At 43.9% G+C, this 22,687-nt stretch carries 26 protein-coding genes and 2 pseudogenes; 9 read left to right on the top strand and 19 right to left on the bottom strand.

The features are described 5' to 3' along the window. Positions 1-71 precede the first annotated feature (71 nt). A pseudogene (locus R7041_RS18270) lies at positions 72-1,979 on the top strand (formate C-acetyltransferase/glycerol dehydratase family glycyl radical enzyme); the annotation flags it as partial. Positions 1,980-2,063: 84 nt separating this feature from the next. On the opposite strand, the gene R7041_RS18265 reads toward R7041_RS18270, so the two are convergent. After that, the gene (locus R7041_RS18265) at positions 2,064-2,609 is read right to left on the bottom strand and encodes a TetR/AcrR family transcriptional regulator (protein WP_064369613.1); all 546 of its coding nucleotides are present in this window, start codon (positions 2,607-2,609) and stop codon (positions 2,064-2,066) included. 99 nt (positions 2,610-2,708) lie between these two features. Between R7041_RS18265 and R7041_RS18260 the strand changes: the two genes are divergently transcribed. The 4 genes from R7041_RS18260 to R7041_RS18245 all read left to right on the top strand — a co-directional run bounded on the left by R7041_RS18260 (position 2,709) and on the right by R7041_RS18245 (position 4,261). Then, on the top strand, positions 2,709-3,182 hold the full coding sequence (locus R7041_RS18260) for an HPP family protein (protein WP_064369614.1): 474 nt from the start codon (positions 2,709-2,711) through the stop codon (positions 3,180-3,182). Between the two features lie 138 nt (positions 3,183-3,320). Beyond that, positions 3,321-3,536, top strand: coding sequence for a TIGR02450 family Trp-rich protein (locus tag R7041_RS18255; protein ID WP_054576599.1), 216 nt, complete (start codon positions 3,321-3,323; stop codon positions 3,534-3,536). Between the two features lie 112 nt (positions 3,537-3,648). Continuing rightward, positions 3,649-4,026, top strand: coding sequence for a PH domain-containing protein (locus R7041_RS18250; RefSeq protein WP_005386881.1), 378 nt, complete (start codon positions 3,649-3,651; stop codon positions 4,024-4,026). Between the two features lie 10 nt (positions 4,027-4,036). Then, positions 4,037-4,261, top strand: coding sequence for a DUF6500 family protein (locus R7041_RS18245; protein ID WP_206949156.1), 225 nt, complete (start codon positions 4,037-4,039; stop codon positions 4,259-4,261). Here the strand turns inward: R7041_RS18245 and R7041_RS18240 are convergent. The 9 genes from R7041_RS18240 to fliD form a co-directional block, all read right to left on the bottom strand. Beyond that, entirely contained in the window at positions 4,253-4,540 is a 288-nt protein-coding gene (locus R7041_RS18240; protein ID WP_005375002.1) for a hypothetical protein, read from the bottom strand. The two genes, R7041_RS18245 and R7041_RS18240, sit on opposite strands and share 9 nt — an antisense overlap. Before the next feature lie 77 nt (positions 4,541-4,617). Continuing rightward, entirely contained in the window at positions 4,618-5,613 is a 996-nt protein-coding gene (locus R7041_RS18235; protein ID WP_005375003.1) for a flagellar motor protein MotB, read from the bottom strand. Next, on the bottom strand, positions 5,613-6,470 hold the full coding sequence (gene motA, locus R7041_RS18230) for a flagellar motor stator protein MotA (protein ID WP_005375006.1): 858 nt from the start codon (positions 6,468-6,470) through the stop codon (positions 5,613-5,615). The genes R7041_RS18235 and motA overlap by 1 nt, the downstream gene beginning before the upstream one ends. 10 nt (positions 6,471-6,480) lie before the next feature. After that, on the bottom strand, positions 6,481-7,209 hold the full coding sequence (locus R7041_RS18225; RefSeq protein ID WP_005375008.1) for a FliA/WhiG family RNA polymerase sigma factor: 729 nt from the start codon (positions 7,207-7,209) through the stop codon (positions 6,481-6,483). Between the two features lie 12 nt (positions 7,210-7,221). After that, positions 7,222-7,722, bottom strand: a complete 501-nt coding sequence (gene fliL, locus R7041_RS18220; protein WP_005375011.1) for a flagellar basal body-associated protein FliL — start codon at positions 7,720-7,722, stop codon at positions 7,222-7,224. 22 nt (positions 7,723-7,744) lie between these two features. Next, positions 7,745-8,818 (bottom strand): flagellar hook-length control protein FliK, encoded by a 1,074-nt coding sequence (locus R7041_RS18215; protein WP_206949155.1) that lies wholly within the window; start codon positions 8,816-8,818, stop codon positions 7,745-7,747. Further along, a complete protein-coding gene (locus tag R7041_RS18210; RefSeq protein ID WP_005375013.1) occupies positions 8,815-9,135 on the bottom strand; it encodes a hypothetical protein in 321 nt (106 codons plus the stop codon). The genes R7041_RS18215 and R7041_RS18210 overlap by 4 nt, the downstream gene beginning before the upstream one ends. Next, positions 9,119-9,505 (bottom strand): flagellar export chaperone FliS, encoded by a 387-nt coding sequence (gene fliS / locus R7041_RS18205; protein ID WP_005375014.1) that lies wholly within the window; start codon positions 9,503-9,505, stop codon positions 9,119-9,121. The genes R7041_RS18210 and fliS overlap by 17 nt, the downstream gene beginning before the upstream one ends. A gap of 32 nt (positions 9,506-9,537) precedes the next feature. Next, a complete protein-coding gene (gene fliD, locus R7041_RS18200; RefSeq protein ID WP_005375015.1) occupies positions 9,538-10,884 on the bottom strand; it encodes a flagellar filament capping protein FliD in 1,347 nt (448 codons plus the stop codon). 416 nt (positions 10,885-11,300) lie between these two features. On the opposite strand from fliD, the gene R7041_RS18195 reads away from it, so the two are divergent. Further along, on the top strand, positions 11,301-11,588 hold the full coding sequence (locus R7041_RS18195) for a hypothetical protein (RefSeq protein WP_005375016.1): 288 nt from the start codon (positions 11,301-11,303) through the stop codon (positions 11,586-11,588). 70 nt (positions 11,589-11,658) lie between these two features. On the opposite strand, the gene lafA is transcribed toward R7041_RS18195, so the two are convergent. The 9 genes from lafA to R7041_RS18150 all read right to left on the bottom strand — a co-directional run bounded on the left by lafA (position 11,659) and on the right by R7041_RS18150 (position 19,869). Then, the gene (lafA, locus tag R7041_RS18190) at positions 11,659-12,510 is read right to left on the bottom strand and encodes a lateral flagellin LafA (protein ID WP_005375019.1); all 852 of its coding nucleotides are present in this window, start codon (positions 12,508-12,510) and stop codon (positions 11,659-11,661) included. A 301-nt stretch (positions 12,511-12,811) separates the two neighbouring features. Next, positions 12,812-13,582: an EAL domain-containing protein gene (locus R7041_RS18185; protein WP_318114803.1), complete on the bottom strand. Its 771-nt coding sequence runs from the start codon at positions 13,580-13,582 to the stop codon at positions 12,812-12,814. Between the two features lie 19 nt (positions 13,583-13,601). After that, the gene (flhA, locus tag R7041_RS18180) at positions 13,602-15,692 is read right to left on the bottom strand and encodes a flagellar biosynthesis protein FlhA (RefSeq protein WP_005375024.1); all 2,091 of its coding nucleotides are present in this window, start codon (positions 15,690-15,692) and stop codon (positions 13,602-13,604) included. A 31-nt stretch (positions 15,693-15,723) separates the two neighbouring features. Further along, positions 15,724-16,851, bottom strand: coding sequence for a flagellar biosynthesis protein FlhB (gene flhB, locus R7041_RS18175; protein WP_206949153.1), 1,128 nt, complete (start codon positions 16,849-16,851; stop codon positions 15,724-15,726). Next, positions 16,848-17,624 (bottom strand): flagellar biosynthetic protein FliR, encoded by a 777-nt coding sequence (gene fliR / locus R7041_RS18170; RefSeq protein WP_005375027.1) that lies wholly within the window; start codon positions 17,622-17,624, stop codon positions 16,848-16,850. Before fliR ends, flhB begins: the two co-directional genes overlap by 4 nt. After that, entirely contained in the window at positions 17,624-17,893 is a 270-nt protein-coding gene (fliQ, locus tag R7041_RS18165) for a flagellar biosynthesis protein FliQ (RefSeq protein ID WP_005375036.1), read from the bottom strand. The genes fliR and fliQ overlap by 1 nt, the downstream gene beginning before the upstream one ends. A gap of 12 nt (positions 17,894-17,905) precedes the next feature. Beyond that, the gene (gene fliP / locus R7041_RS18160) at positions 17,906-18,664 is read right to left on the bottom strand and encodes a flagellar type III secretion system pore protein FliP (RefSeq protein ID WP_005375037.1); all 759 of its coding nucleotides are present in this window, start codon (positions 18,662-18,664) and stop codon (positions 17,906-17,908) included. An 18-nt stretch (positions 18,665-18,682) separates the two neighbouring features. Then, the gene (fliN, locus tag R7041_RS18155) at positions 18,683-19,054 is read right to left on the bottom strand and encodes a flagellar motor switch protein FliN (protein WP_005375038.1); all 372 of its coding nucleotides are present in this window, start codon (positions 19,052-19,054) and stop codon (positions 18,683-18,685) included. Then, positions 19,051-19,869 (bottom strand): FliM/FliN family flagellar motor switch protein, encoded by an 819-nt coding sequence (locus R7041_RS18150; protein ID WP_005375039.1) that lies wholly within the window; start codon positions 19,867-19,869, stop codon positions 19,051-19,053. The genes fliN and R7041_RS18150 overlap by 4 nt, the downstream gene beginning before the upstream one ends. Positions 19,870-20,248: 379 nt before the next feature. Here R7041_RS18150 and R7041_RS18145 point away from each other — a divergent pair, with 379 nt between their 5' ends. The 3 genes and pseudogenes from R7041_RS18145 to R7041_RS18135 all read left to right on the top strand — a co-directional run. After that, positions 20,249-21,268 (top strand): OmpA family protein, encoded by a 1,020-nt coding sequence (locus tag R7041_RS18145; RefSeq protein ID WP_206949152.1) that lies wholly within the window; start codon positions 20,249-20,251, stop codon positions 21,266-21,268. Continuing rightward, positions 21,268-22,599, top strand: a complete 1,332-nt coding sequence (locus tag R7041_RS18140; protein ID WP_017820535.1) for a sigma-54 interaction domain-containing protein — start codon at positions 21,268-21,270, stop codon at positions 22,597-22,599. Before R7041_RS18145 ends, R7041_RS18140 begins: the two co-directional genes overlap by 1 nt. 15 nt (positions 22,600-22,614) lie before the next feature. Beyond that, a pseudogene (locus tag R7041_RS18135) lies at positions 22,615-22,687 on the top strand (flagellar hook-basal body complex protein FliE); the annotation flags it as partial.

Here is a 22,687-nt window from a genome sequence, read left to right as displayed (position 1 = left end):
TTCAATGCTAAGAGATGGTGTTATGTGGGATACAGATAGCCTCAAAAATTAACTATTGACGCCATAGTCTCTTGTTAGAGGATGTTCGTCAGCACCGTGCTAACAATGATGTTTCGACCTTTGAAGGCTTGAAGAAAGAGCAGTTCTACAAATCGGTCGAAATCGTACTGCTTGCGATTCAAGATCACATAGTGAGCTACGCTGAATTGGCGTCAAAAATGGCGCTAGAAGAGACACGCCCGCTGCGCAAAGCTGAGTTAGAAAGCATTGCGGCAAACTGTCGTCATGTCGCGAGCCACGCACCAGAAAACTTCTGGCAAGCACTGCAGTTGAGCTATTTCGTTCAGTTGATGCTACAAATCGAATCGAATGGTCACTCGGTTTCTTTCGGTCGTATGGACCAATTCCTAAACGAATTTTATGTTCGCGATATCGAAAACGGCGCGATTGAAAAAGACTTTGCACTAGAGCTATTACAAAGCTGCTGGTTGAAGCTGCTTGAAGTAAACAAGATTCGCTCTGGCGCGCACTCAAAAGCCTCCGCAGGTTCTCCGCTGTACCAAAATGTGTGTATCGGCGGTCAGAAGTTGAATGAAAAGGGTGAGCCTGAAGACGCAGTGAATCCCCTTTCTTGGGCGATTCTGGAATCTTGTGGCCAGTTACGTTCGACGCAACCTAACTTGAGTGTGCGCTACCACGAAGGTTTGAACCAAGAGTTCTTAATGGGTTGTATCGAAGTGATTAAATGCGGCTTCGGTATGCCTGCGTTCAACAACGATGAAATTGTTATTCCTGAATTCATCAAGCTTGGTGTAGAGAAAGAAGACGCTTACAACTACGCATCTATCGGCTGTATCGAGACCGCAGTTCCGGGCAAATGGGGTTACCGTTGTACGGGCATGAGCTTCATTAACTTCGCCCGTATCTTGCTAGCTTCATTGAACGAAGGTGTGGATGCAACAACGGGTAAAGCTTTCTTGCCACACGATAAGTCATTAGCAAAAGGCAACTTTGAGAACTTTGAGCAAGTGACCGCTTCTTGGGCAGATCAAATCCGCTACTACACCCGTAAATCGATTGAGATTGATACTGTAGTCGACAGCGTACTTGAACAGCAAGCTCAAGACATTTTCTGTTCAACGCTGGTGGATGACTGTTTGGCTCGCGGTAAAACCGTGAAAGAAGGTGGCGCGAAATACGATTGGGTATCTGGTTTGCAAGTCGGTATCGCGAACTTGGGTAACAGCCTAGCTGCCATCAAGCACCTTGTTTTCGATGATGCGCAAATCACTCAGCCCCTTATCTCACAACAACAGCTAGCAAAAGCATTGGAAGAAGATTTCGACGGCATGGAGAACGAGCAGCTTCGCCAACGTCTTATCAACTTTGCACCAAAATACGGTAATGATGATGACGCAGTAGACCAACTACTGGCAGACGCTTACCAAGTGTACATTGATGAGCTAGAGCAGTTCGTTAATACGCGTCATGGGCGTGGTCCAATTGGCGGCGGTTACTACGCAGGTACATCAAGTATTTCGGCAAACGTCCCATTCGGTGCTTCAACCATGGCAACGCCAGATGGTCGTAAAGCGAAAACGCCGTTAGCTGAAGGTGCAAGCCCGTCATCTGGCTCAGACCGTTTAGGTCCAACGGCTGTGTACAACTCGGTTGGTAAGATTCAAGCGAATAAGATCCTTGGTGGCGTGCTGCTTAACCAGAAGTTAAGCCCGGCAGCGGTTGAGTCTGAAGGGGATAAGCTCAAGCTTTCTATGTTGATTCGCACCTTCTTCAACCACCACAAAGGTTGGCACGTGCAGTACAACATCGTCTCTCGTGAGACCTTGCTAGCTGCGAAGAAGAACCCTGAACAATATCGTGATCTTGTTGTGCGAGTCGCAGGCTACTCAGCCTTCTTCACTGCACTATCACCAGATGCGCAAGACGACATCATCGCACGTACTGAGCACGAACTGTAAGTACACTCACTAAGTAAAACAAAAGGCACCGATTGGTGCCTTTCGTTTGAATACTTAATCCGCAAATGACTATACCTGACCGCATTACAGCTTGTGCAAAATGGTCACGCATTTTTTCGTGACGTTGTCGTACTCTTTCGTCATGTAAGCGGTAGTGATCGCGCCCTCTTTCATGATGCAAATGGCATCGAGTAATGCAGCGTTGTCTGATTTGAGATAGCGTTGAATTAGCTCTCTGACTTGCTGCTTATGGTAGCGGCAATACGTTGCGATCTCGCCACTGTCGTCACTGAATTCCGCGGACGTATTGATGAAAAAGCAACCGCGAAACTCACCCAATTTTTCTTCAGAGCCATGAAACCAGCCGTTGAGTGCAGTAAATAACTGATCGATCACCTCCGCGCACGTTTGTGCTGAAGAAAGCTTTTCCTCCAACCATTCCATAAATATTTGGTGGCGTTGTTCTAATGCGGCGATGATAAGCGCTTCTTTGCTCTCAAAATGGTTATATAGCGTGCGTTTAGCCACGCCGGAAACATTGAGAACTTCATTGATGCCAATAGAGTTGATGCCTTGTTTGTAAAACAGTGACAAAGCTGTGTCGATCAATAACTGTTTCTTTTTGTTCATAACTACGTCCTCAAAAAGTTCCATAAACACATATTGACAAAGGTAGACAGGTTTGTCTATTTTATTTTGTAGACAATTTGGTCTACTTTTGAGGTGTTTATGAATAATTTAATTTTATCGTTGGTTGCCGGACTTGGCGCTACGCTGGCTATTGGTGTGTTGTCTTACGCCGAGGTATCTCTTACTGAGGTAGTACTCCTGATGGCACCATTTGGTGCTACCGCAGTACTGGTGTTTGGGGTGCCAGGCAGCCCTCTTGCTCAACCCAAAAACGTGATCATTGGTCACTTCATCACGGCCTCTATCGGTATTGCGTTTAGCCAGTATGTTGACGTCACGCCGGTCACGCTCGCGATTGCGACGGGGCTGGGTGTGTCTGCGATGCTGATTACGAAGACCACTCATCCACCTGCGGGTGCAAATCCAATTTTGATCATGGCGTCTGGGCAGGGATGGAGTTTTCTCTTCACGCCTGTCCTGATTGGCGCGATAGTGATTGTTCTGGTCGGTAAAGGGTTACAGTTGCTACAAAGTCAGTACTTAAATCCTCGATTGAATGGTCAGAAGACCTAGTCGGATTGTAGTTAGAGCCGCGAAAGGGAGTGATCTCTTTTGCGGTTTTATCTTTTGTCGGTTTGCAAAAACAAAATCTGATTCTCTCTTGGTATTCAGTCGTATACATCAACATGGTAGTTAAATTGGTACAATGCGATGAACAGAATCCACCCTAAGAAACTATTGCACAGTAAATGGACGGCAATTTCACCTAAAAACAAAGAGAAGCATTTTGTCGTGACGGAAATGGAACTAGATGAAGATGGTAACGTTGTGAGATGTGTCATCGAGGCAGTCATGAGTAAACGCGACCAAGAGATGAACTGGCAAGACCTAAAAGACTCTGAGCAATGGATGCAAGGGTGGAAGTGAGTGACGCTTCGTTGTTGGGCGAATCAAGCAGAAACGTGCGTTGCGAGTAGGCAAAAGTGGTGCTATCTGATACGTTGATAATTCGTTCTAACGCCCACTCAAAGGATTAATTATGATTGATTTCGACAATTCCTCTGTATTTAAGCTTAAGCCGATTGACGTTTCTAATGCCAGAGAAGACTTCCTTAAGTTCTTGATTGATGGTGAGACTATTTTCGCTGCTTTTAAAACAGTTCGTGACCAAGTGGTGTTTACGAACAAGCGAGTGATAGCGGCAAATGTGCAAGGGATTACCGGCTCAAAAGTGGATTACACTTCTTTGCCTTACAGTAAGATCAATGCATTTTCTATCGAGACCTCTGGTACTTTTGATTTGGATTGTGAAATCGAGTTCTTCATGAGTGAGGTGGGAAGAGTGCGTTTTGAAATTAAAGGCTCGTTTGATTTGATTTCTTTCAACCGTATGGTTAGTGAGTATGTACTAGGTTAAGGGGTTAGAAATGAGAGCTTCGCTGAGAGACAAAATTATAGAGGTCTGTGACAAAAAGATCGCGAGTAAAGGTGAATTGGTTGGTCTCTCATTTTATGCGTTTTTCGCTAATAAAAATGACGACCCAGAGCTGTTGATGGAAGCGGCTACGTGGTGGATTCAGACTCATCAGCTCGACCACTTCGAAAAAGCAGTAAAAATAAAATCAATGGTCGAGTCGGGGGAGCTAAATTAAAAAAAAGAAGTAAAGAAAGCAGACAAATGCTAATAACGTTGCGGACAAAACAGGGTAGATAATGTAAGAGTCCTGCTTGTTGGTTCGTTGAAAACATAGCGAAACAAGTAAGACGTTATAAACAACAAGTAACAAGCTGATCATGGTTCCGCTGTTTAGTGTCATACTTGATAGCTGAGTTAAGAAAAACGCCAATAAAAGGTAATCGAAGACAATGAGCCATAAAAAGGCTTTCTTCAGTAAGTCGCTTTTTCTTTTTTCGGATGATGTTATGTGCATATAGAACTCAACTAAAAAGTCACAGTAACAGAGGCTTTGGTTAGAGAGGTCACCATCAGAGTGGTGACCTTTTAAGATTATAATTCTTGAATTTTTACTTCGCTGGTGGCGGTATCGCCGGAGTAATTGATGACTTCTTGACGAATGACTGGTTGGTTAAATTCAGCCTTATCTTTCGCTTTTTGCAGTTCACTTTCTTGGTGGTTGCCAAAAAGGGTTTCAAGCACTTTAGCGGCAGGAGTCGTTAAAACAAACAGCTCAATACGACGGTTTTCGCTAGAATCTGGCTCATCAGGATTAAGCAGCGCTCTATCTGACATACCCGTTACCTGCATTACTCTATCGTCCGGCATACCGCCTTCAACTAACGTATTTCTTGCTACGTCTGCTCGAGAGGCTGATAACGCCCAGTTAGATTGACGACCAAAACGCTTTTTAAATGGAATTGCATCTGTGTGTCCGCTGATGATCAGAGGGTTGTTAACACGATGAAATACAGGTGCTAGTGCGAGCAGTAAATCTTCAAAAAAAGGAGTAAGTTCTGCACCACCACGGCTGAACATATGCTGTTTGTAATCATCTTGAAGGACGATACGCAAACCTTGTGGTGTCACCGTGACGTTTACATTTCCCTGCGCATTAATTTGGGCAGTCATTTGCTCAATTACTTTTGCTAGTGCGGCAAGTTGCTCTTGAGTATCGAAGTTACCAGGAATCAAAGAATCAATTTCTGGTCCATCCCCATCACCTTTAAAGTAAGAGCTTACTACATGGTTGGAGTTGTGTTTACTTGGCACAGAAGAGTCCTGTGCCAAGTCGATAGGAGAAATACTTTGTGACGTATCAAATGGGTTGCCGTAACTCTTGTCGAATACGCTTGAACTATGCAAGTGGGCAACAATCGCTTTACGCTCTTCTTTGTCTACCACCTGCATAACCCAAAGTACAAGAAACAGCGCCATTAGGGCGATCATGAAGTCAGCAAACGCGACTTTCCACGCGCCGCCATGAGACGACTCATCATGGCTGTATACTTTGGCACGTTTGAACACTACATGCTCTTGTTTTTGCATTATCCCTCCTGTTCAGCTAACCACTTCTCCATTTGGTTGAATGTTGGTTTGATGTCTAGCTGAATATGTTTACGACCAGCGTCAATGGCGAGCAATGTCGGCTTTTTCGCTACGTAGGCAACCAAGGTTGCACGAACGCACTCAAAAGCAGTCATATTACGTTTTACTCGCTGAGCCATGGCGTTACTTAGTGGATCTAAGCCACAGTAACAACCGAAAATACCAATGAATGTACCAACGAGAGCTGCCGCAACGTGATAACCAATCATAGCGATTGAGCCATCAATAGCTTGCATGGTGATAATGATGCCACCAACTGCTGCAAGAATACCGAAGCCAGGTAGTGCTTCAGCTGTACGCTGTAGTGAGCGTGAAGGTAAAAGCATTTCGTTCTGTATTGCTTCGATTTCTTGCTCTAGCAGTCCCTCTAATTCATGAGGCGACATCTGTCCCATTGCCATTAAACGTAAATTGTCAGTAATGAAAGAAATTAGGCGATGATCTTCTGCGATCGTCGGGTAAGCGAGGAACATAGAGCTTTGCTCCGGAGCCTCAATATGAGAATCCAGAAACTTGTATCCGCGGTTTCTCGCTGTCTCTAGCAAGTTGTTGAGTAGTGCCATTAATTCCATGTAGTACTCATGCTCTTCTGTTGGACCTTTAATGGTCGCTGGCACTTGGCGACGCATTTCTTTCAGTACATGAGGCGGATTACCGATGATCAAAGAACCAGCAGCGGCGCCAATAATGATAAGGAATTCGGCTGGCTGCCAGATAGCACCTAAGCTACCACCGGCCCACATATATCCACCGAAGACGCACACCAGGATAGTGAGCACTCCAAAAAACTTTTGCATCTTGTGACTCCTAAGAGGACATTAATTGGTTGAGTTGTTTCAGCGCTTGTTTGTGAAGCTGACATATACGAGGTGGTGTCAGATCCAATACCAGAGCTATTTCGTGTAAGTTGAGTTCATGTTGATAGAACAGAGTCAGGAGCAGTTGATCGCGCTTAGGTAACTTACCCAAAGCACTGTCTAAACTACGACGAATATGTTCATGTTCCATGCCATCGTATTGCCCGCCAATGTAGCTATCACCGCTGCTCTCCATCAGTTGGTCAAGGCTTTGCATCTCGCCTGCGAGAGCGGCATTTTGGCGGTTGTAATAATCTTGCTCATTCGTCCCTAAAGCCTGGATGATTTCGGCATCCGTTGGCATTCGACCTAACGTTCGAGTGAGATCTCGAGTCACGTCGTTGAGCTCGTGGGCTTGTTGACGAGTCTTACGTGAACGCCAATCTAGTCGGCGTAATTCGTCTAAAATAGCTCCCCGAACTCGACAAACGGCGAAAGCAGGAAAGTGAGGATCGTCAACATCGCCATATCGGCGTCCAGCCTCGACTAGAGCGATAAGGCCTATCTGCTGCATATCTTCAATACTACAGTGAGAAGTGGCATGAACGCGCAGCTGGTTAACTACGCGTTTTACCATGACCTGATGACGTTGTAGCAATGCGTTTTCATCAATTGGTCGTGACGGTGTTGTCACTTCCTCTTCTGTGGTGTAAGTGTCTTGTACATTCATGTCTAACATGGTTGTGCTCCGTTATTGCACAACATATTTAGTCAACAAAACATCGTCGATTTCTCGGACGATGTCTGTTTTAGCAAAAGCGAGTAGAAGCGTTTGCTTCACTTCGTCTTGCAGAATATCGATGGCACCCGCTTGCTGTAACTGATCAAACGTTTTGTCGCTAAACAGTTTTAATAGAGAGTTTTGTACCATAGGCATGTATTCATCGATCTCTTTGATACGCTCTGGACGGCGTGTCTCAATTGCCAGTTCTAGCATCACAAAGTGAGTCTGTTTCTTGCCTTTAACGGTCAAAACGACTTTGTCCAAAGGATGGAAGCTAGGACCTTTACTTGTCGGTTGTTCTGTGACCAAAAAAGACAGTGGAGAGTCTTCGATCAGTGAACCAGAGTCAGGTGACTCTTGAGCGTGTTTGTTTAAGTACCAGATTCCGCCCATAATTGTGACGGCCGAAACGAGGGCACTGGTGATGATCATGGCGATAAACAGGGCGATCATTTGTTGTTTGGTCATAACCTTTTTCCTCGAAGATTCACTAAGCTTGAGTGCTTAGCCAGTGTTCTGAATAGTTAGTTGTTGTCGTGGTTTGGAATGCACCAGATTCTCGTGCGGCGAAAATATTGGCGTCTTCTTCGTTTGCATGTGGGTCATTTCGACCTTGGTTTTGATCAGAGCCAACATTGACATCGACATGAACGAAGTTTTGCTCTTGTAACTCAGTACGCAATCGTTCCGAAACTTGCATTAAAGCTTCTCGTGTTGCTGCGGCATTGGCGTTGATGTGGACACTTAATCGGTCACCTTCAACACGTACAAGTAAATCCAGTTTCCCCAAGTCTGGTGGGTCTAGGCGGATTTTTGCTTCTTGTACATTTTGTTGAGCTTGGAGCGTCACGCGATCATGTAAAACTTGCATCATTTGCTCCCCCCACTTTCCGGCAGTGGTATCAACACGCACTGCTGCCCACTCAGAGACTTGAGCTTGAATATGACTCGTCGCAACCGGTGAATGTGCAGGTTGTGTTGTAGGAGCTTGTGCTTGAAGTAGAGATGCGGTTGGTTGCCCTTGAACAGGTTGATTCAAAAGAGTTTGAAACTCAGCACCGGAGATAGGCAAACGCGAACTCGATGAAGTCGGCAGACTTTGCTTCACATCTTGTTTTGATGATGTGTTTAGCATGGCGTTAGACGAATCTTGAGTAACAGACTTAACTTCGCTCGCAGCCATTAAAGATGACGCTTTTCCTAGTTTCTCAGCCTGCTTCTCTGCCATGGTAATCATACCCTGGGTTAAAGCTTGAGCTTGCGCTGCAAGATCAGTCGATTCTGTTAACCCTGGTGTACTGGTCAAGTTGGCATCCGGATCTGAAGCTGAGCGGTCATCAGTATCAAAACCATGACTTTGTACTTTGTTTGCGCTGTTCAAAGTAGAGGCCGTAAGGTGAAAACTCGGTACCGCTGACGCAGAGTTAAAGTCTTGCTCACCATTCTGCTTGTTCCCTGATTTAAAACCATGAGAAAAGCCGTGTACCGAGTTCGCTTGCTTGATGTGACCCTCATTGTTAGCTGGCGAATTACCCGAGTGCTGAGTTGAAGAAGGTATGATCATTGAGTTAGCTCCATGGTCATTGCTAATTGATAGGCCATAGCGCGTTCTTGATGGTCATTGACCATGTTCATCTCTTTTTTCAACTCGTTGGTCGACTTCTCTAATACTGCGAAGGCATTAGCGTGCACTGTTTTCGCTCGCTGGATTTCAGGTGCAAGCTTAGGATCTTTCAAAAAAGGCTTGTGACTGATCAAAAGCTCTCGCAACTGCAAGTCGTACCGCTTGAGCGCATGCCAATCGGCCGTTTTTGCGGCGAACTGGATGAGCTGAGATAAATGACGGAATCGCTCTGGCGATACTTTATGCTTGTTGTCCAAAATTCATCCAACCTTCACGAATGTTACCCATTACACGCTCAACGTTAACCAAGCGATTTGCATCGTTTTGCACGCTAGCGTAATAAAGTTCGACTTGGCAGAAGTCATACAGCTGGCGTAGGTTTTCCGCAATTTCACCGCCGTTTTCATCATCTAGAGCACTTGTTAGTCCAATCAAGATGTTCATGCATTTGTTGATTCCATTCCCTTTCTCGGCCAAACGATTTGCGGCTAGGTGGCCGCGAATACGTTCAACTTCATCGAGTAGGCCATCGATTAACATGATGACCAATTGGTGTGGATTTGCTGCTGCCGCTTGAGCGTCGAGATCGACTTGTTGGTACGAATCGTAACCAGAATCCATAAGCATGAATATTTCTCCTAAATTTGGAACCAAATGTCTTATTTTTGAGCATTAAACATGGACATGGTTTGGTTCATTTGGGTCATAATTGAATTCATTTGAGTGAATTGTTTGAGATAGCGGTTGTACGACATTTCGTACTTACGCTCTAAATTGGTTTGTTTATCTTTGATTCGGTCTAAGCTTGACTGTATTGCGTCTTTACGCGTGCTGAAGGTACCTGATGAGAACTTCAAGAAAGGCTCTACCATCGCGTCAAGAGAATCTAGCAAAGCGTCATCCCCATTAAACAACGCCTCTAAGCCTGCGCTGTTTGTTTGTTGAGCTTCTTTGAACTTTTCTTGATCAACTTTCATTTTACCGTTGCGGTCTAGGCTCACGCCGATTTCGCTTAGGCGCATACCATTGTGTTCACCTCGGATTAACCCCGTTAACTGACTCTCAATAGAACGCAATGTCGAGTCGCTAGCGAGCACGCCGCGTTTCTGATCTTCACCGCCAATTTGGGTGTACTGATCGATAGTCGAAACAAGGGCATTGTAGGTTTCCACAAACTTATCTAGTTGTTCTTTAGTGCCTTCGCTATCAGCTCCAATTTTTAAACCGATTGGCGAATCTCCCGCGGCTTGCGGTTTAGATACGGTAATGTCAACACCGTCGATGACACCTTCAAAAGTATTACTTGCGTTGGTTAGTTTCAGGCCTGAGTCTTTTGCACCTAGCCACATAACCGCATCTTGCGGAGCGTTGATTTGCTTGAGGTTGGTGAAGGCGTCTTCAAACCACGCTTGGCCAGTACCCGATGCAGATACGTTGATCTTATTTTCGACACCAGTCTCAGTGCTCGATAGCATAAAGTGTGTTTGACCATTCGAGCGAACTAGAGTGGCGTTAACGCCAGGGTTATCCGTGTGATTGTTAATCGCACTGGCTAAATCGCTGATCGTTGCAGTGCCGTCACCATTAACATCAACGGAGGACAAGTCTAGAGTCATTGTTTCACCGTTGATGGTGAATTCTAAAGATCCAGTTGTTGGTACTTCTGTCGTTGCCTCAAGGTCTGCAGGCATACCTGTAGATACTTGATGCGCCGTTGCCACTTTTTCTACAAAAATCTGATAGTTACCCGTTAGCGCTTTAGCATCCGCGTTTGCAGTAAAGTTACCTTCTTGAGAGAGTGTCGCACTGTTTTTGATGATGCTGTTTGTACTGTTATTCATCTCTTTCATTGCAGTACGAAAATCACGTAGTGCGCTTTCAACTTTATTAAAAGCTGACAGTTGTGACTGGTACACATTAGCTTGCGCTTGGTAACGGTTTTTGAATGGGTTTGTGTCCAATTGTGCGAATTGGGTTGCCATTTTTACTGGGTCTAAAGAACTCATGAGGTGTGCTCCTCTCATCTCTTATTGGCTTGAATACTTTGAATGCTACGCCTTAGTTTAATTATCAGTGGCAAGATACGTGCCGTATATTAAATTCAATTAAAACAAAGGTTTAAAGCTATTTTGTTTTCTTGGGAGGAAGTGGTGTTTCCACCTTGTTTGTTCCGCCTTCCTCCATGGAAAAAGTAATTTCCTTATAAGAAAAGGCGACCTAAACAAAGAAAATATTTAATTGTATTGACGGTTCTAATTAGGAGAGATGTTTTAATTGGACGTTATATTCAGCCTTTACTTCAGCTTGATTCAGATAATTCTTACAGAGTGCATTAATTGCGTTCTGATATTATTTTTGATAGTGCGAAGTGCAAGTGTTCTCACTAAAAATTAAATTTTTTACGTTTCAAAGAATGTCAGTTATGAATGAATTTGCGTTGCGATTGATGAAATGTGCTCGTGCATATGAAGAGTTCATTAACAAAAAACTATTAAGTAAACAGAGCATCAATTCTGATGAGATAGCTAGTATCTTAAAGGAAGCTAAGTTCAATTTTCCTGAACTTAGAGATAGTAAAATAGGAAGCAAATTAGAGACGATAGAATTAGAACTGTTTAATAAGGTTTTATTTAATATTATGTTGAAATTCGGATTCAGAGTGCCTGAATCTCACAAAGATAATACGAGCTCTATTTATATTCGTAGATAAAAATAAAGCCTTCCATAGGAAGGCTTTATAATTAAGACGATTTAAATTAAGCGCACTATTAACTAAGTAATTAGCGTAGTAGTGACATTGCCATGCTTGGAAGCTGGTTAGTTTGAGACAGAACAGTTGTACCTGCTTGCATCAACATTTGGTTCTTAGTCATGTTTGAAGACTCTACTGCAAAGTCTGTATCCATGATACGACCTTTAGATGCTGTAACGTTTTCTACCATGTTACCAAGGTTAGCCATAGTGTGCTCAAGACGGTTGATGTTCGCACCGAAGTCTGCACGAGAGCTACCAATTTTTTCTACTAGACCGTCAGCGCCGCTGATTTTGTCTAGTGCTGCTTTTGCTTTAGTCGCGTCATCGATACCATCTGTAATTGCTGCATCAGCAAGAATAGTAGTGATTTCACCGATACCTGCGCTTGCGCTTACAGTCAATGTTTCAGCAGAAGATGCACCGATTTGGAATGTTACGTCACCTGCACCGAAGCCGCCGCCTTTAAGAAGGTTTTGACCACCGAACTTAGTGTTGTCTACGATGTTGTTTAGTTCTGCAGTAAGCTGTGTGAACTCTTTGTTAAGAGACGCACGGTCTGTTGCACTGTTTGAACCGTTCAACGATTGTGTAGCAAGGTCGTTCATACGGTAAACGATGTTTGTCATTTCATCCATCGCACCTTCAGCAGTTTGCATCATAGAGATGCCGTCTTGTGCGTTACGCATTGCTACTGACATGCCGCGTGTTTGCGCTTCTAGACGGTTAGCAATTTGAAGACCAGCAGCGTCATCAGCAGCTGAGTTCACACGGTAGCCTGTGCTTAGACGTTCCATTGCTGTGTTTAGAAGTCCGCTTGTTGTGTTCATTGTGTTTTGAGTTACAAGCGAAGCGTAGTTAGTGTGCATTGATAAAGCCATCTTAGTCTCCTTAGTTAGTCACTATATCTTTCAGGCCTCGGGATATTCCCTTGTCACTAACTAGAGGCGGTCGGTCGGCTTTAATGATTAATTTGAAAATTAAAAAATTTCTAAAAAAGATAAAAATTGATGATTTTTAGTGATTTGTATTCCATGAAAACCGGGAAAATCATCATATAAGCCTAAATTTTTTAGTTAAGTTAAAGAAACTATTTCCCAATGATCTTGTGGTTATCCGTTATAAATAAAAAAACAGCACGAATAAATCGTGCTGTTTTAAATATAAATGGTTGAGTTTCAACTATTCCTCATCAAAAGACTGAAAGGAGAGAGAGGTTGGGATATCGCTGAAATAACCAAAATAATAACTGGCACCCAATAAACGATAGCGGTTAAGTTCCGTTTGACTCGCTACACGTCCGGCAACCCAAGTATATTTATGCTTTCTTAAGAACTTAGCAATAGGTAGGAAAGCGTGTCTTTCTTCTTTATCCTCTAGTGTGACTGACAATTTGATCATATCGGGACTAAAGTCTGCGACGCGCTCGAAGTTCACTTGCGATGTCGCGACTTCAAACCAAAGTGAATATGCATTCTCTTTTAACTTTTTGGTGAGTGTGGCGACTTTATCACGATCACATAACGTTTCATCAGCTTGAAGAGAAGGAATCACATGTTGAAAAGCAGAAGAGTGGAATTGAATCGTCTGTTCGAAAAAATAAACCCCAGGCTCCCAAAGTAATGCATCCACGCGAATCGGCACGACAACATTACTAATCAAGTCGTGATGAAAGGCTTCTAACTGAAATTGTGTTTGTCTTAGTGCAAGGTAAAGACTGAACAAATCCAGGCAGTACTGCATTTGTTCAGAGAGTTTGAATTGATAGACACTTTGTTCTCCACGCATACCAAATCTCAACGTCAGGTGTTGGAATTCTACTTCCCCTGATTGAGCTTCCCTAATTGCTTGGCATGCGTGTTGGACATCATTGTGTTTTAAAGCATCAAAGACTAATTGATCGTCATCCGTGACGATGTGTTGTACTGCGAGACCAACCAAATGTTCGTACATCGCATGTGTTGAAATAAGATTAACCAAGGTTTCCTACCACATTGATTTGTTTGTTTTCTGGGATTTCGTTGTAAGACAATACTGCCAGCCCTTGTGTAAATGTGCGAGCGTAACGCGCTAGAAGAGGGCGCAGCTGTGGCATAACGAGAAGGATCGGAGGTAGCCCCTGTTGTTTAAGCTGTTGTCTGATCAATGGCAAGTTTTGTTGGAACTGACCAAGAATGTTTGGCTCAATTGGGAAGCTATCTAGTGTTACCGTACCAGAAGATTGTGCTTGTTGCAGTGAAGTTAGTAGCATTTGTTCTAACTCATCAGACAGTGCGTAGACATTTAATTCGTTCTTTTGTCCTGCAATTAAGTTAACAAGCGTACGCTTTAGTGCACAGCGTACATCAGATGCAAGTAGGATCGGGTCCTTTGTATTTTCCGCGGATTCCAACATTGTGTTGGCAATCGTGCGAATATCTTTTAGTGGCACTTGGTCCAATAAAAGCTGACGATATACTTTCAGCTGCTGCGCTGGATTAAGTGCTGCTGCTAATGCTTCTGCTAGTTTCGGGGCTTGTTGTGTCAAACGCTGGGTTATTGCTTCCACATCGTCGTGCGTAAACAATTCTGCAAGGTTTGTCTTCATGATTTTACTAATATGAGTGGCAATAACAGTGCCATCATCGACAACTTGGTAACCCATATTAAGTGCTTTTGCTTTATCTTGATGCTCAATCCACACAGCTGGCAACTGATAAGCAGGATCGCTACCCAAAATGCCATCTACCTCACCGTAAGTTTCGCCAACCGCTATCGCCATTAAACGCTCTGGTTCAATAAAGCCTTGCTCAATGACTTCGCCATTTAGAGAAATTGTGTATTGGTTTGGCTTGAGGCTCAGGTTGTCACGAATACGAACTTCAGGTAATAAAAAGCCAACTTGTTCAGAAAGGTTTCGACGCACACCGCGGATACGTTGTGATAAAGGAGCCCCTTGTTCTTTGTTGACTAGATGGACGAGTCGGTAACCAAGCGCAAGTGATAATGTTTGGACGTGAGGAATATCATCCCATGTCAGCGGTGTATCATCGTCTTGCATTGCTTGTGAAAGTGCTTCGACCTCTTCAATCTGGGAGTCTTGCACTGGCTTCTTGGTTTGACGCCACCCTGCGAACGCTAATGCGCCAGCAAACGCAAAAAAGGCTAGGTGTGGCATACCCGGTACCATACCGATTACCGCCATAATACCTGCGACAGTAAATAGCGTTGCAGGAGTTGCCAGTAATTGCTTTTGCATGGTTTCCGACATGCCATTATCGCTATCATTAATTCGCGTAACGATAATCGCGGCAGCCGTTGCCAACAGTAGTGAAGGAATTTGAGCAACTAGACCATCACCGATTGTGAGTAGGGCATAAGTTTTAAAGGCGTCAGACGCAGCGAGTCCATGCTCGAAGACACCAATACTGATACCACCAATGATATTGATAAACAGAATCAACAAACCTGCGATGGCATCGCCACGCACAAACTTTGATGCACCATCCATCGAACCATGAAAATCGGCTTCGTTGGCGACTTCTTTACGGCGTAAGCGAGCCGTTTCCTGATCGATAAGGCCAGCGTTTAAGTCGGCATCAATTGCCATTTGTTTGCCTGGTAAAGCATCCAACGTAAAGCGGGCTGAAACCTCAGAAATACGTTCACCACCTTTGGTGATTACGACGAAGTTGATGATCATCAAGATGACGAACACCACCATACCAACGACGTAGTTACCGCCAATGACGACTTCACCGAATGCTTGAATGACCTTACCCGCTGCGTCACCACCATTATGTCCTTCTAGGAGTACAATTCGCGTAGAAGCCACGTTCAATGTGAGACGTAATAATGTTGCGACCAGCAAAATAGTTGGAAAAACAGAGAAATCTAATGGTCGCTTTGCGGTTGTGCTGACCAGCAATACTAGGATTGCTAAGACGATATTAAAGGTAAACAGCGCATCCAGTAGCAGAGGAGGCAAAGGAAGAATCACCATTGCTAATATCATTAGCAAGACGATTGGAATGCCAACGTAGCCTTTGGTTGATGTTTGAAGTTGTTTTAACCGGTTAAGCATACTTTCGTGTCCTTGGATAAACGCGGGTTAATCAGTGCTGCAAATGTTTTGGAATCGAAAAATGAGGTAAAGGAATTGGCTCTTTTCCCTCACCTTTACGAAAGGCTTTCAATTGCAAAACGTAAGTAAGAATATGTGCCACTGCGATGTACAGTTGGCTTGGGATTGCTTGTTCAATCGCCGTCGTGTGATAAATCGAACGGGTAAGTGGCGGGGAGTTAATGATTTCCACTTTGTTTTCTCGGGCGATACGTTGAATGTGCATAGCAGTTTCGTCTACGCCTTTTGCGACGACAAAGGGCGCGTCAGAAAGCGAAGGCTCGTATTTCAGTGCGACTGCGTAGTGCGTTGGGTTTGTGATGATCACGTCAGCTGTCGGCACCATTTTATCGATCTTACGGCGCGCAAACTGTTGCTGTATTTGACGAATACGTTGCTTTACTTCCGGACGACCTTCATTATTTTTAAATTCCTCTTTCAATTCTTGTTTCGTCATGCGGAGTTCTTTTAGGTGTTCCCAACGCTGATAAGGAATGTCGATAACCCCAAATAACAACAAGGCGAAGCCCATTAAGAGTAAGCCTTCAAACAGAATTGACATTACTAGAGAAAAACCTTGGCTTAGTGGGAGGTTTTGTATACCAAGTAATGGCTGTAAGTGGTTGTCTAAATAGCCATATAAGATGCCGAAGATGACGGCTACTTTGAACGTCGACTTTAAGAGCTCAACCACTGAGCGGGTCGAAAAAATGCGCTTTATCCCGCTCAAAGGATTAATTTTGCTGAGCTTTGGCATCACGTTCGCGGGACGGAACATCCAGCCGCCTAGCACAAGGCTACTACCACAGGTCACGATAATAATGACGGTAAACAATGGTAATAGCATGTCGATGATGACCGCTAAACTTTGTCCCAATTGCTCGACAAGTTGTTTAGGATTTTCTAGGTCGGCTCGCGTCAGCATCATGTTGTAGCGAAAGATCCCCGACATGCTTTCCCAAATACTATTAAGCTGAGAGTAAAAGTAGAGCGCCACCGCTAGAAATATAACCGCAGTAGTAAACTCTTTCGCGCGAGGAATTTGTCCTTCCTGACGGGCTTTCTTTACCTTCTGCGGTGAGGCTTTTTCAGTTTTGTCTTGAGAAGATTGATCGCTCATGCTCCCCCCAACATAAAGTTACTCAAGTGTCTAATGGTGTCGTGAACGAGCGCCGTGTAGCGACCAGGAACACCAGAAACTGAGATTAATACGCTGAATAGACCCAGCAGCATCGTCATAGGAAAACCTAACGCATAGACATTAAGTGATGGTGCGGCTCGGTTCATTACACCAAAACTGATGTTGGCTAGAAGCATGGAAACAATAGCGGGTAAAGCCAAAGCTAGTGAAGAGGCAAACATCCAACCGAAAATATTGACAACACCTTGCAGAGAAAGCGATGTGATACCAGATCCGACTGGCCAAACAACAAAGCTTTGAATCACGATATCTATGACGAGTAAGTGTCCTTCTAGCGCAAGAAACAACAAGGTTGAGAAAATCAGAAATATGCGTCCCAAAATGGCGACAGAAAGCCCGTTAATAGGATCATTCATCATCGCCATACCTAAGCCCATTTGCAGAGAAATCACCTGACCAAGCATGGTGAAAACGTTAAAGAGCATGTGCAAAATTAACCCAAACATTACCCCCCAAATAGCTTGCTCAAAAGCAAGGAACAGGGAAGTCATAGAGAATAATTCGACTTGTGGCATGGGTGGCATTAACGGTCCAGTAATGACAACGATCGAGAGGGCCAGTAAAGTACGAACCCAAACAGGAATAATTGCATCACCAAAGAAAGGCATTGAAATAAATACGGCTCCCACACGAAAAAACGGCCACCAGAGTTGACCGAGTATCGCCGAGAGCTCTGCAAATGTGATGGCCATTAGCCAATCATCCCTGGTATGTTGTGGAACAAGAAATCAAACAGTTCCATGATCTTACGGAGCATCCAGTGACCTGCAAAAATCACCATTAATAAGGTAACGAGCAAACGTGGCAAAAAGCTGAGTGTTTGCTCGTTGATTTGTGTGGCAGCCTGAAATACGGCGATACACAAACCGACAATTAAGCCTGGAACAACCAATACGGCAACCATCAAAATGATCAGCCATACTGCATCGGAAAATAACGTTACGGTTAGTTCTGGGGTCATAACTGCTCCTAGTTAACCGAAGCTGGCAGATAAGGTGCCAACTGTCATTGCCCAACCATCCACGAGTACAAATACCACCAACTTAAAGGGAAGTGAGACAATTAAAGGTGATAGCATCATCATACCCATTGCCATCAGGACACTGGCGACAACCAAGTCGATGACCAAAAACGGGATGAAAAGCATAAAACCAATTTGGAAGGCGGTTTTTAGTTCACTAATGACAAATGCAGGCAAGACAACGGCAAATGAAATATCCTCAACGTTTTGGTCGAGAGGCTCATTGGCAATACGTAACATTTGTTCAAGAGAGCTTTGGTGCGTCTGTGCCAGCATGAACTCTCTCACTGGTTTCTCTGCAACAGAAAAAGCCTGTATTAGCGTGATTTCGCCGTTGTCGTATGGCTGAAACGCATTTTCATAAATATCGCTCCAGACAGGGCGCATAATCAGCAACGTCAATGCGAGAGCGATCCCGACCAACACTCTATTAGGTGGGCTTTGTTGAAGACCAAGAGCTTGGCGCAAAATCGCAAGGACAACGACAATTCGAGTAAAGCTCGTCGCCATCAAAATAAATGCTGGAAGAAAACTGAGCGCCGTCATCAACAACAGAATTTGCAGTTTAACGCTGTATTCTTGTTGTGTGTCGCCATCAGAAACGGACAAGATAGTTAAGCCGTTGTCAGCCGCCATTGTTGGGAAAGCAAACAAAAGTGACACCAATACCAAAAGAGGTAACCAACGGTGCCAAGCGCTCAGATTTTTCATTGTGATGCCTACCTAAGATTATTGACCAACGCCACTCAATGCAGAGTCATGTACATCGATCAGACGAAGTCCATACTTATCATTGACAACGACAACTTCAGCGTGGCCCATAAGAGAACCGTTTACTTTCACGTCTAAAGGCTCGCCGTTGAGCTTTTCCAACTCGATAACCGTGCCTTCACCCGCTTTCATTAAGTCCCCAAGTGGGATCTCCTTACTCGCAACTTCCAGCGTGACTGTGACAGGAATGCTTTTGAAAAAGCTAAGGTCACGTTCCGCAGTGGCTGGTTCTTGTTGGAGCGTATCTTCGGCTTCAAAGTCTTCTAATTGAAAATCATCAAAGTTCAGTTCTTCTGCGTCGAATGCATTAGTTTCTAGCGCTTCGCTCATCGCTGCGGTTCCTTATCAGGGTTAAAGATCAAAACAAGTTGGCCGTCTTGCTCGGCAATACGACCTGTAAATAGAGATTGGTTGCCAATGCTTACTGGAACCGTGTTAAGAAGCTCAATAGGTAAAATATCGTTGGGTTGTAAGCCAACCACATCACTTAAAGGCATCTTCTTTTTACTTAGAACAACGTTCAGTCGAACGGGGGTCGTCTCTAAAGAACGACAGAAAGGTTGAAACAAATCGGTATCAGGCTGCAGTTCAAGCTGCTCGATTAGCGTTTGAATAAGATGACCATCTAGCTTGAGATGAATTGAGCCTTGATGATCGTCAAACGCAATGTTTAATTGAACGTTAATGCCAATTCCTCTGGGGGTCTCATACTCACCCGTGTCCCACATTTCACCAGGAGCAAGCCAACCGATGATGATTCGACTGATGCGCTCTTGTAAACGTAAGTCACTGGCCGTCAGAGTAGCGGCTGAACGCTCTGCACTTGCACCATAAAATCTATCAGCCAACTTTATTAGCGTGTGAGGGTTACCATGGATGAATACCATGCCGCCTTCCTGATGTTGATAGGTCGACGTTTGCTCTTTGTCCATCTCAACCGATGTAAAGCGGTGCAAGTCTACTGAGGTTAAGCTAGCTTCCACTTTTCCTGTGCTGAGCCAATTTTGTAATTCAGTCGTAAGGTTTGAGCAAGATTCTGAAATTAAATTATCGAGCTTCTCACGAATGATATGAATAGGTTTGCCTAATAATTCTACATCAAGTAGTTGACTATCAGAAATAGGCTCGCTAACTCTATTTTCCATTTATATTTTACCGTGCGTTAACAATCGAAAGTGTTTTAACTTAATGGCGTGTAGTCTACACAGAAATTTTAATGATCTTTTAGCTCCAAACTCTAAGATTGTGACTTTAGTTCACATGTTGCTTTGTTCATATAGTCATAATCTTTTAATGAAATTTAAAAAGAGTTAGTTTTCTTTATAAATCGCTTAATAAATAAAATAACAATGTTGAGCGTTTTAGTTGTTATAGATTTTTTAAATTGCCTTTATGGCGTAACAACAACTTCAAATAAATAAATTATAAGATACTGTTTTTTATGCTTAAAGCTTCCGTTGGAGGCTAAGCGTGCTCTCTTGAGCGTTTTGTAACCAATTTTAATATTCAGAATAGGTAATTAAAATGATTAGCTATGCCAGTTCTCTCGGCTTGGTGGCATATTTAATTAAACGGTTTAAGTCATGGGAATGTAAGATATACATGAATCATGTCCGTTTGATAATTTGTAACACAATTATTGTTATCAGTTTTATTTTTTCAAAAGTGTCATATTCAGAAGAAGTCTTAACAATCCCTATGGACCTCTCTAAATGGACATATGAGGGAAATAAATTCAAATGCAACTTGTTGCAATCAAATAATGACTATGGGAAGTTTTATTTCCTAGCGGAACCTAATAATAAATTCTATTTTATTTCCGACATAGAATATGAAAACAATAAATGGAAAACGATTGCTTTAACAACTCAAAATGCTCCTTGGAGTGATGAGCTTTATAGAAAAGAATTTGGCTCCCTTGAATTTACTAAGCCGTCTCAGCGTTTCATCTTTAATAAAGGCGCTGAAGAATTCATGGATTCAATTGCTTCGGGTAGTTGGGTGACGCTGTCACTTAAAGGAAGTAATGCTTCCTCTGTTTCAGAGATTGTGATTCCTACTCTTCAAATTCAAAACGCATTGAAATCATTTAATGCGTGTCGCGCGCGATTGCCTAAATTGTCTTTTTCAGAGGCAAGGGATATGGCGCTCTCATTTGAGTTTGGTCAGAAGACGTTAAGTCGTGGACAGAAAGCAACACTAGAAGCGCTGTATAGCTATGTATCTGTGGATGATCGAGTGACCAAAATCCTCATCGACGGTCACACCGATAACGTTGGTTCAAGTTTAACGAACCTTTCTGTGTCACGTACTCGAGCTGAGCAAGTCACCAATGCTTTGATTGAGCTTGGGGTAGACGAGTCGATGATCGAAACACGAGCTCATGGTTCACGTTACCCAATTGCCAGCAATAACTCGGTTAATGGCCAAGCAAAAAACCGACGTGTCACCCTGCGTTTAGTGAGGGACAACGAGTATACGGCTACGAAACACCACCCAGCTCTACAATCACAAAATCAACAAACGAAAGTTAAGGTTCAATGATGACGAAAACGAAAATTTTGTTGGTTGAGCCAAATGAAGCTCTTGCTCAACCAGTATTGGATGTGTTGCAAAATGCAGGTTACACCGCGAAACACACTCGTACTGGTCGAGGCGCTTTGCTTGAAGAGCGAGCAGAAATCACTTTAGTGAGCTCTACGCTGCCGGATATGTGTGTTCGTGAGTTTGTCGCGTGTCACCAAAAGCAGCGAAATTCGGGTGTTGTTATTGCGATTGTCGATCAAGAACAAGGCATCTTGGCTGCTGAGACGATGAAAGCGGGCGCTACTGATTATCTATTACGCCCATTTGAATCTAATCAGTTGGTTAATCTGCTTAAACGTGTTGAAGCGTTAGGTAAGCCAATGGCCAACATTGTTGCGGAGTCTTGGAGAAGCAAACAAGTTCTGCAATTGGCGCATCGTGCAGCATGTACTAACGCGAGTGTGCTTATTACAGGTGAATCGGGAACGGGTAAAGAAGTGCTGGCGCGATATGTGCATGAGCACTCTCCGCGTATCAATGGTCCATTTGTGGCGGTTAACTGCGCCGCCATTCCAGAGTCAATGTTAGAGGCTGTGCTATTCGGTCATGTAAAAGGCGCGTTCACCGGAGCGACAAATTCTCAAAGCGGTAAGTTTGAAGAAGCAAATGGCGGGACGATTCTGCTTGACGAGATTGGTGAAATGTCACCTGCGGTTCAAGCGAAATTGTTACGCGTCCTTCAAGAGCGTGAAGTAGAACGTGTTGGTAGCCATAAAGCCGTTCAGCTCGATATTCGTGTTATTGCGGCAACCAACAAAGACTTACGTGAGGAAGTTCAAAAAGGCACGTTCCGTGAAGATCTTTATTATCGATTAGATGTGCTGCCTCTGCACTGGCCGCCTTTGCGTGAAAGAAAAGAGGACATTCTACCAATTAGCCAATTCTTTATTGAAAAGTATCAAGATAGCAGCCGCTGTCACCTATCTCAAGATGCGATTAGTGCGCTGAGTCAGTATCACTGGCCGGGCAATATTCGTGAGTTGGAAAATGTCATTCAACGCGCTTTGGTCATGCGTCATGGTGATTACATTACAGCCCATGACCTGATGCTGCCTATTGAGCTTGTCGCGTCAGTTCCTACAGCAGAGCCAACTGCAAGTTTTGGTCATGTAGAAGCGAAGAAGCAAGCTGAATATCAGTTTATTTTGGAAAAGTTACGTCAGTTTGGTGGAAACCGAACGAAAACCGCAAACGCGCTTGGAGTCTCTACTCGAGCGCTACGCTACAAGCTCGCAGCAATGCGAGAACATGGTATTGATTTACAGTCGGCACTAGGCTCGGCTGCCTAATAGGAGAAAAAATAGATGGCAAGTCAACCTACTCATGCGGTCTCGGCAGAGCAACTTATGTTGTCAAAAATGCAGGCGATGCAGGCAC

Origin of the sequence: Vibrio sp. 1751, assembly GCF_033339895.1 — a bacterium.
In the GTDB taxonomy this organism is placed as follows: Bacteria; Pseudomonadota; Gammaproteobacteria; order Enterobacterales; family Vibrionaceae; genus Vibrio; species Vibrio alginolyticus.
Note: the sequence above shows the minus strand (reverse complement) of the source record. Positions and strands in the feature narration are given on the sequence as shown.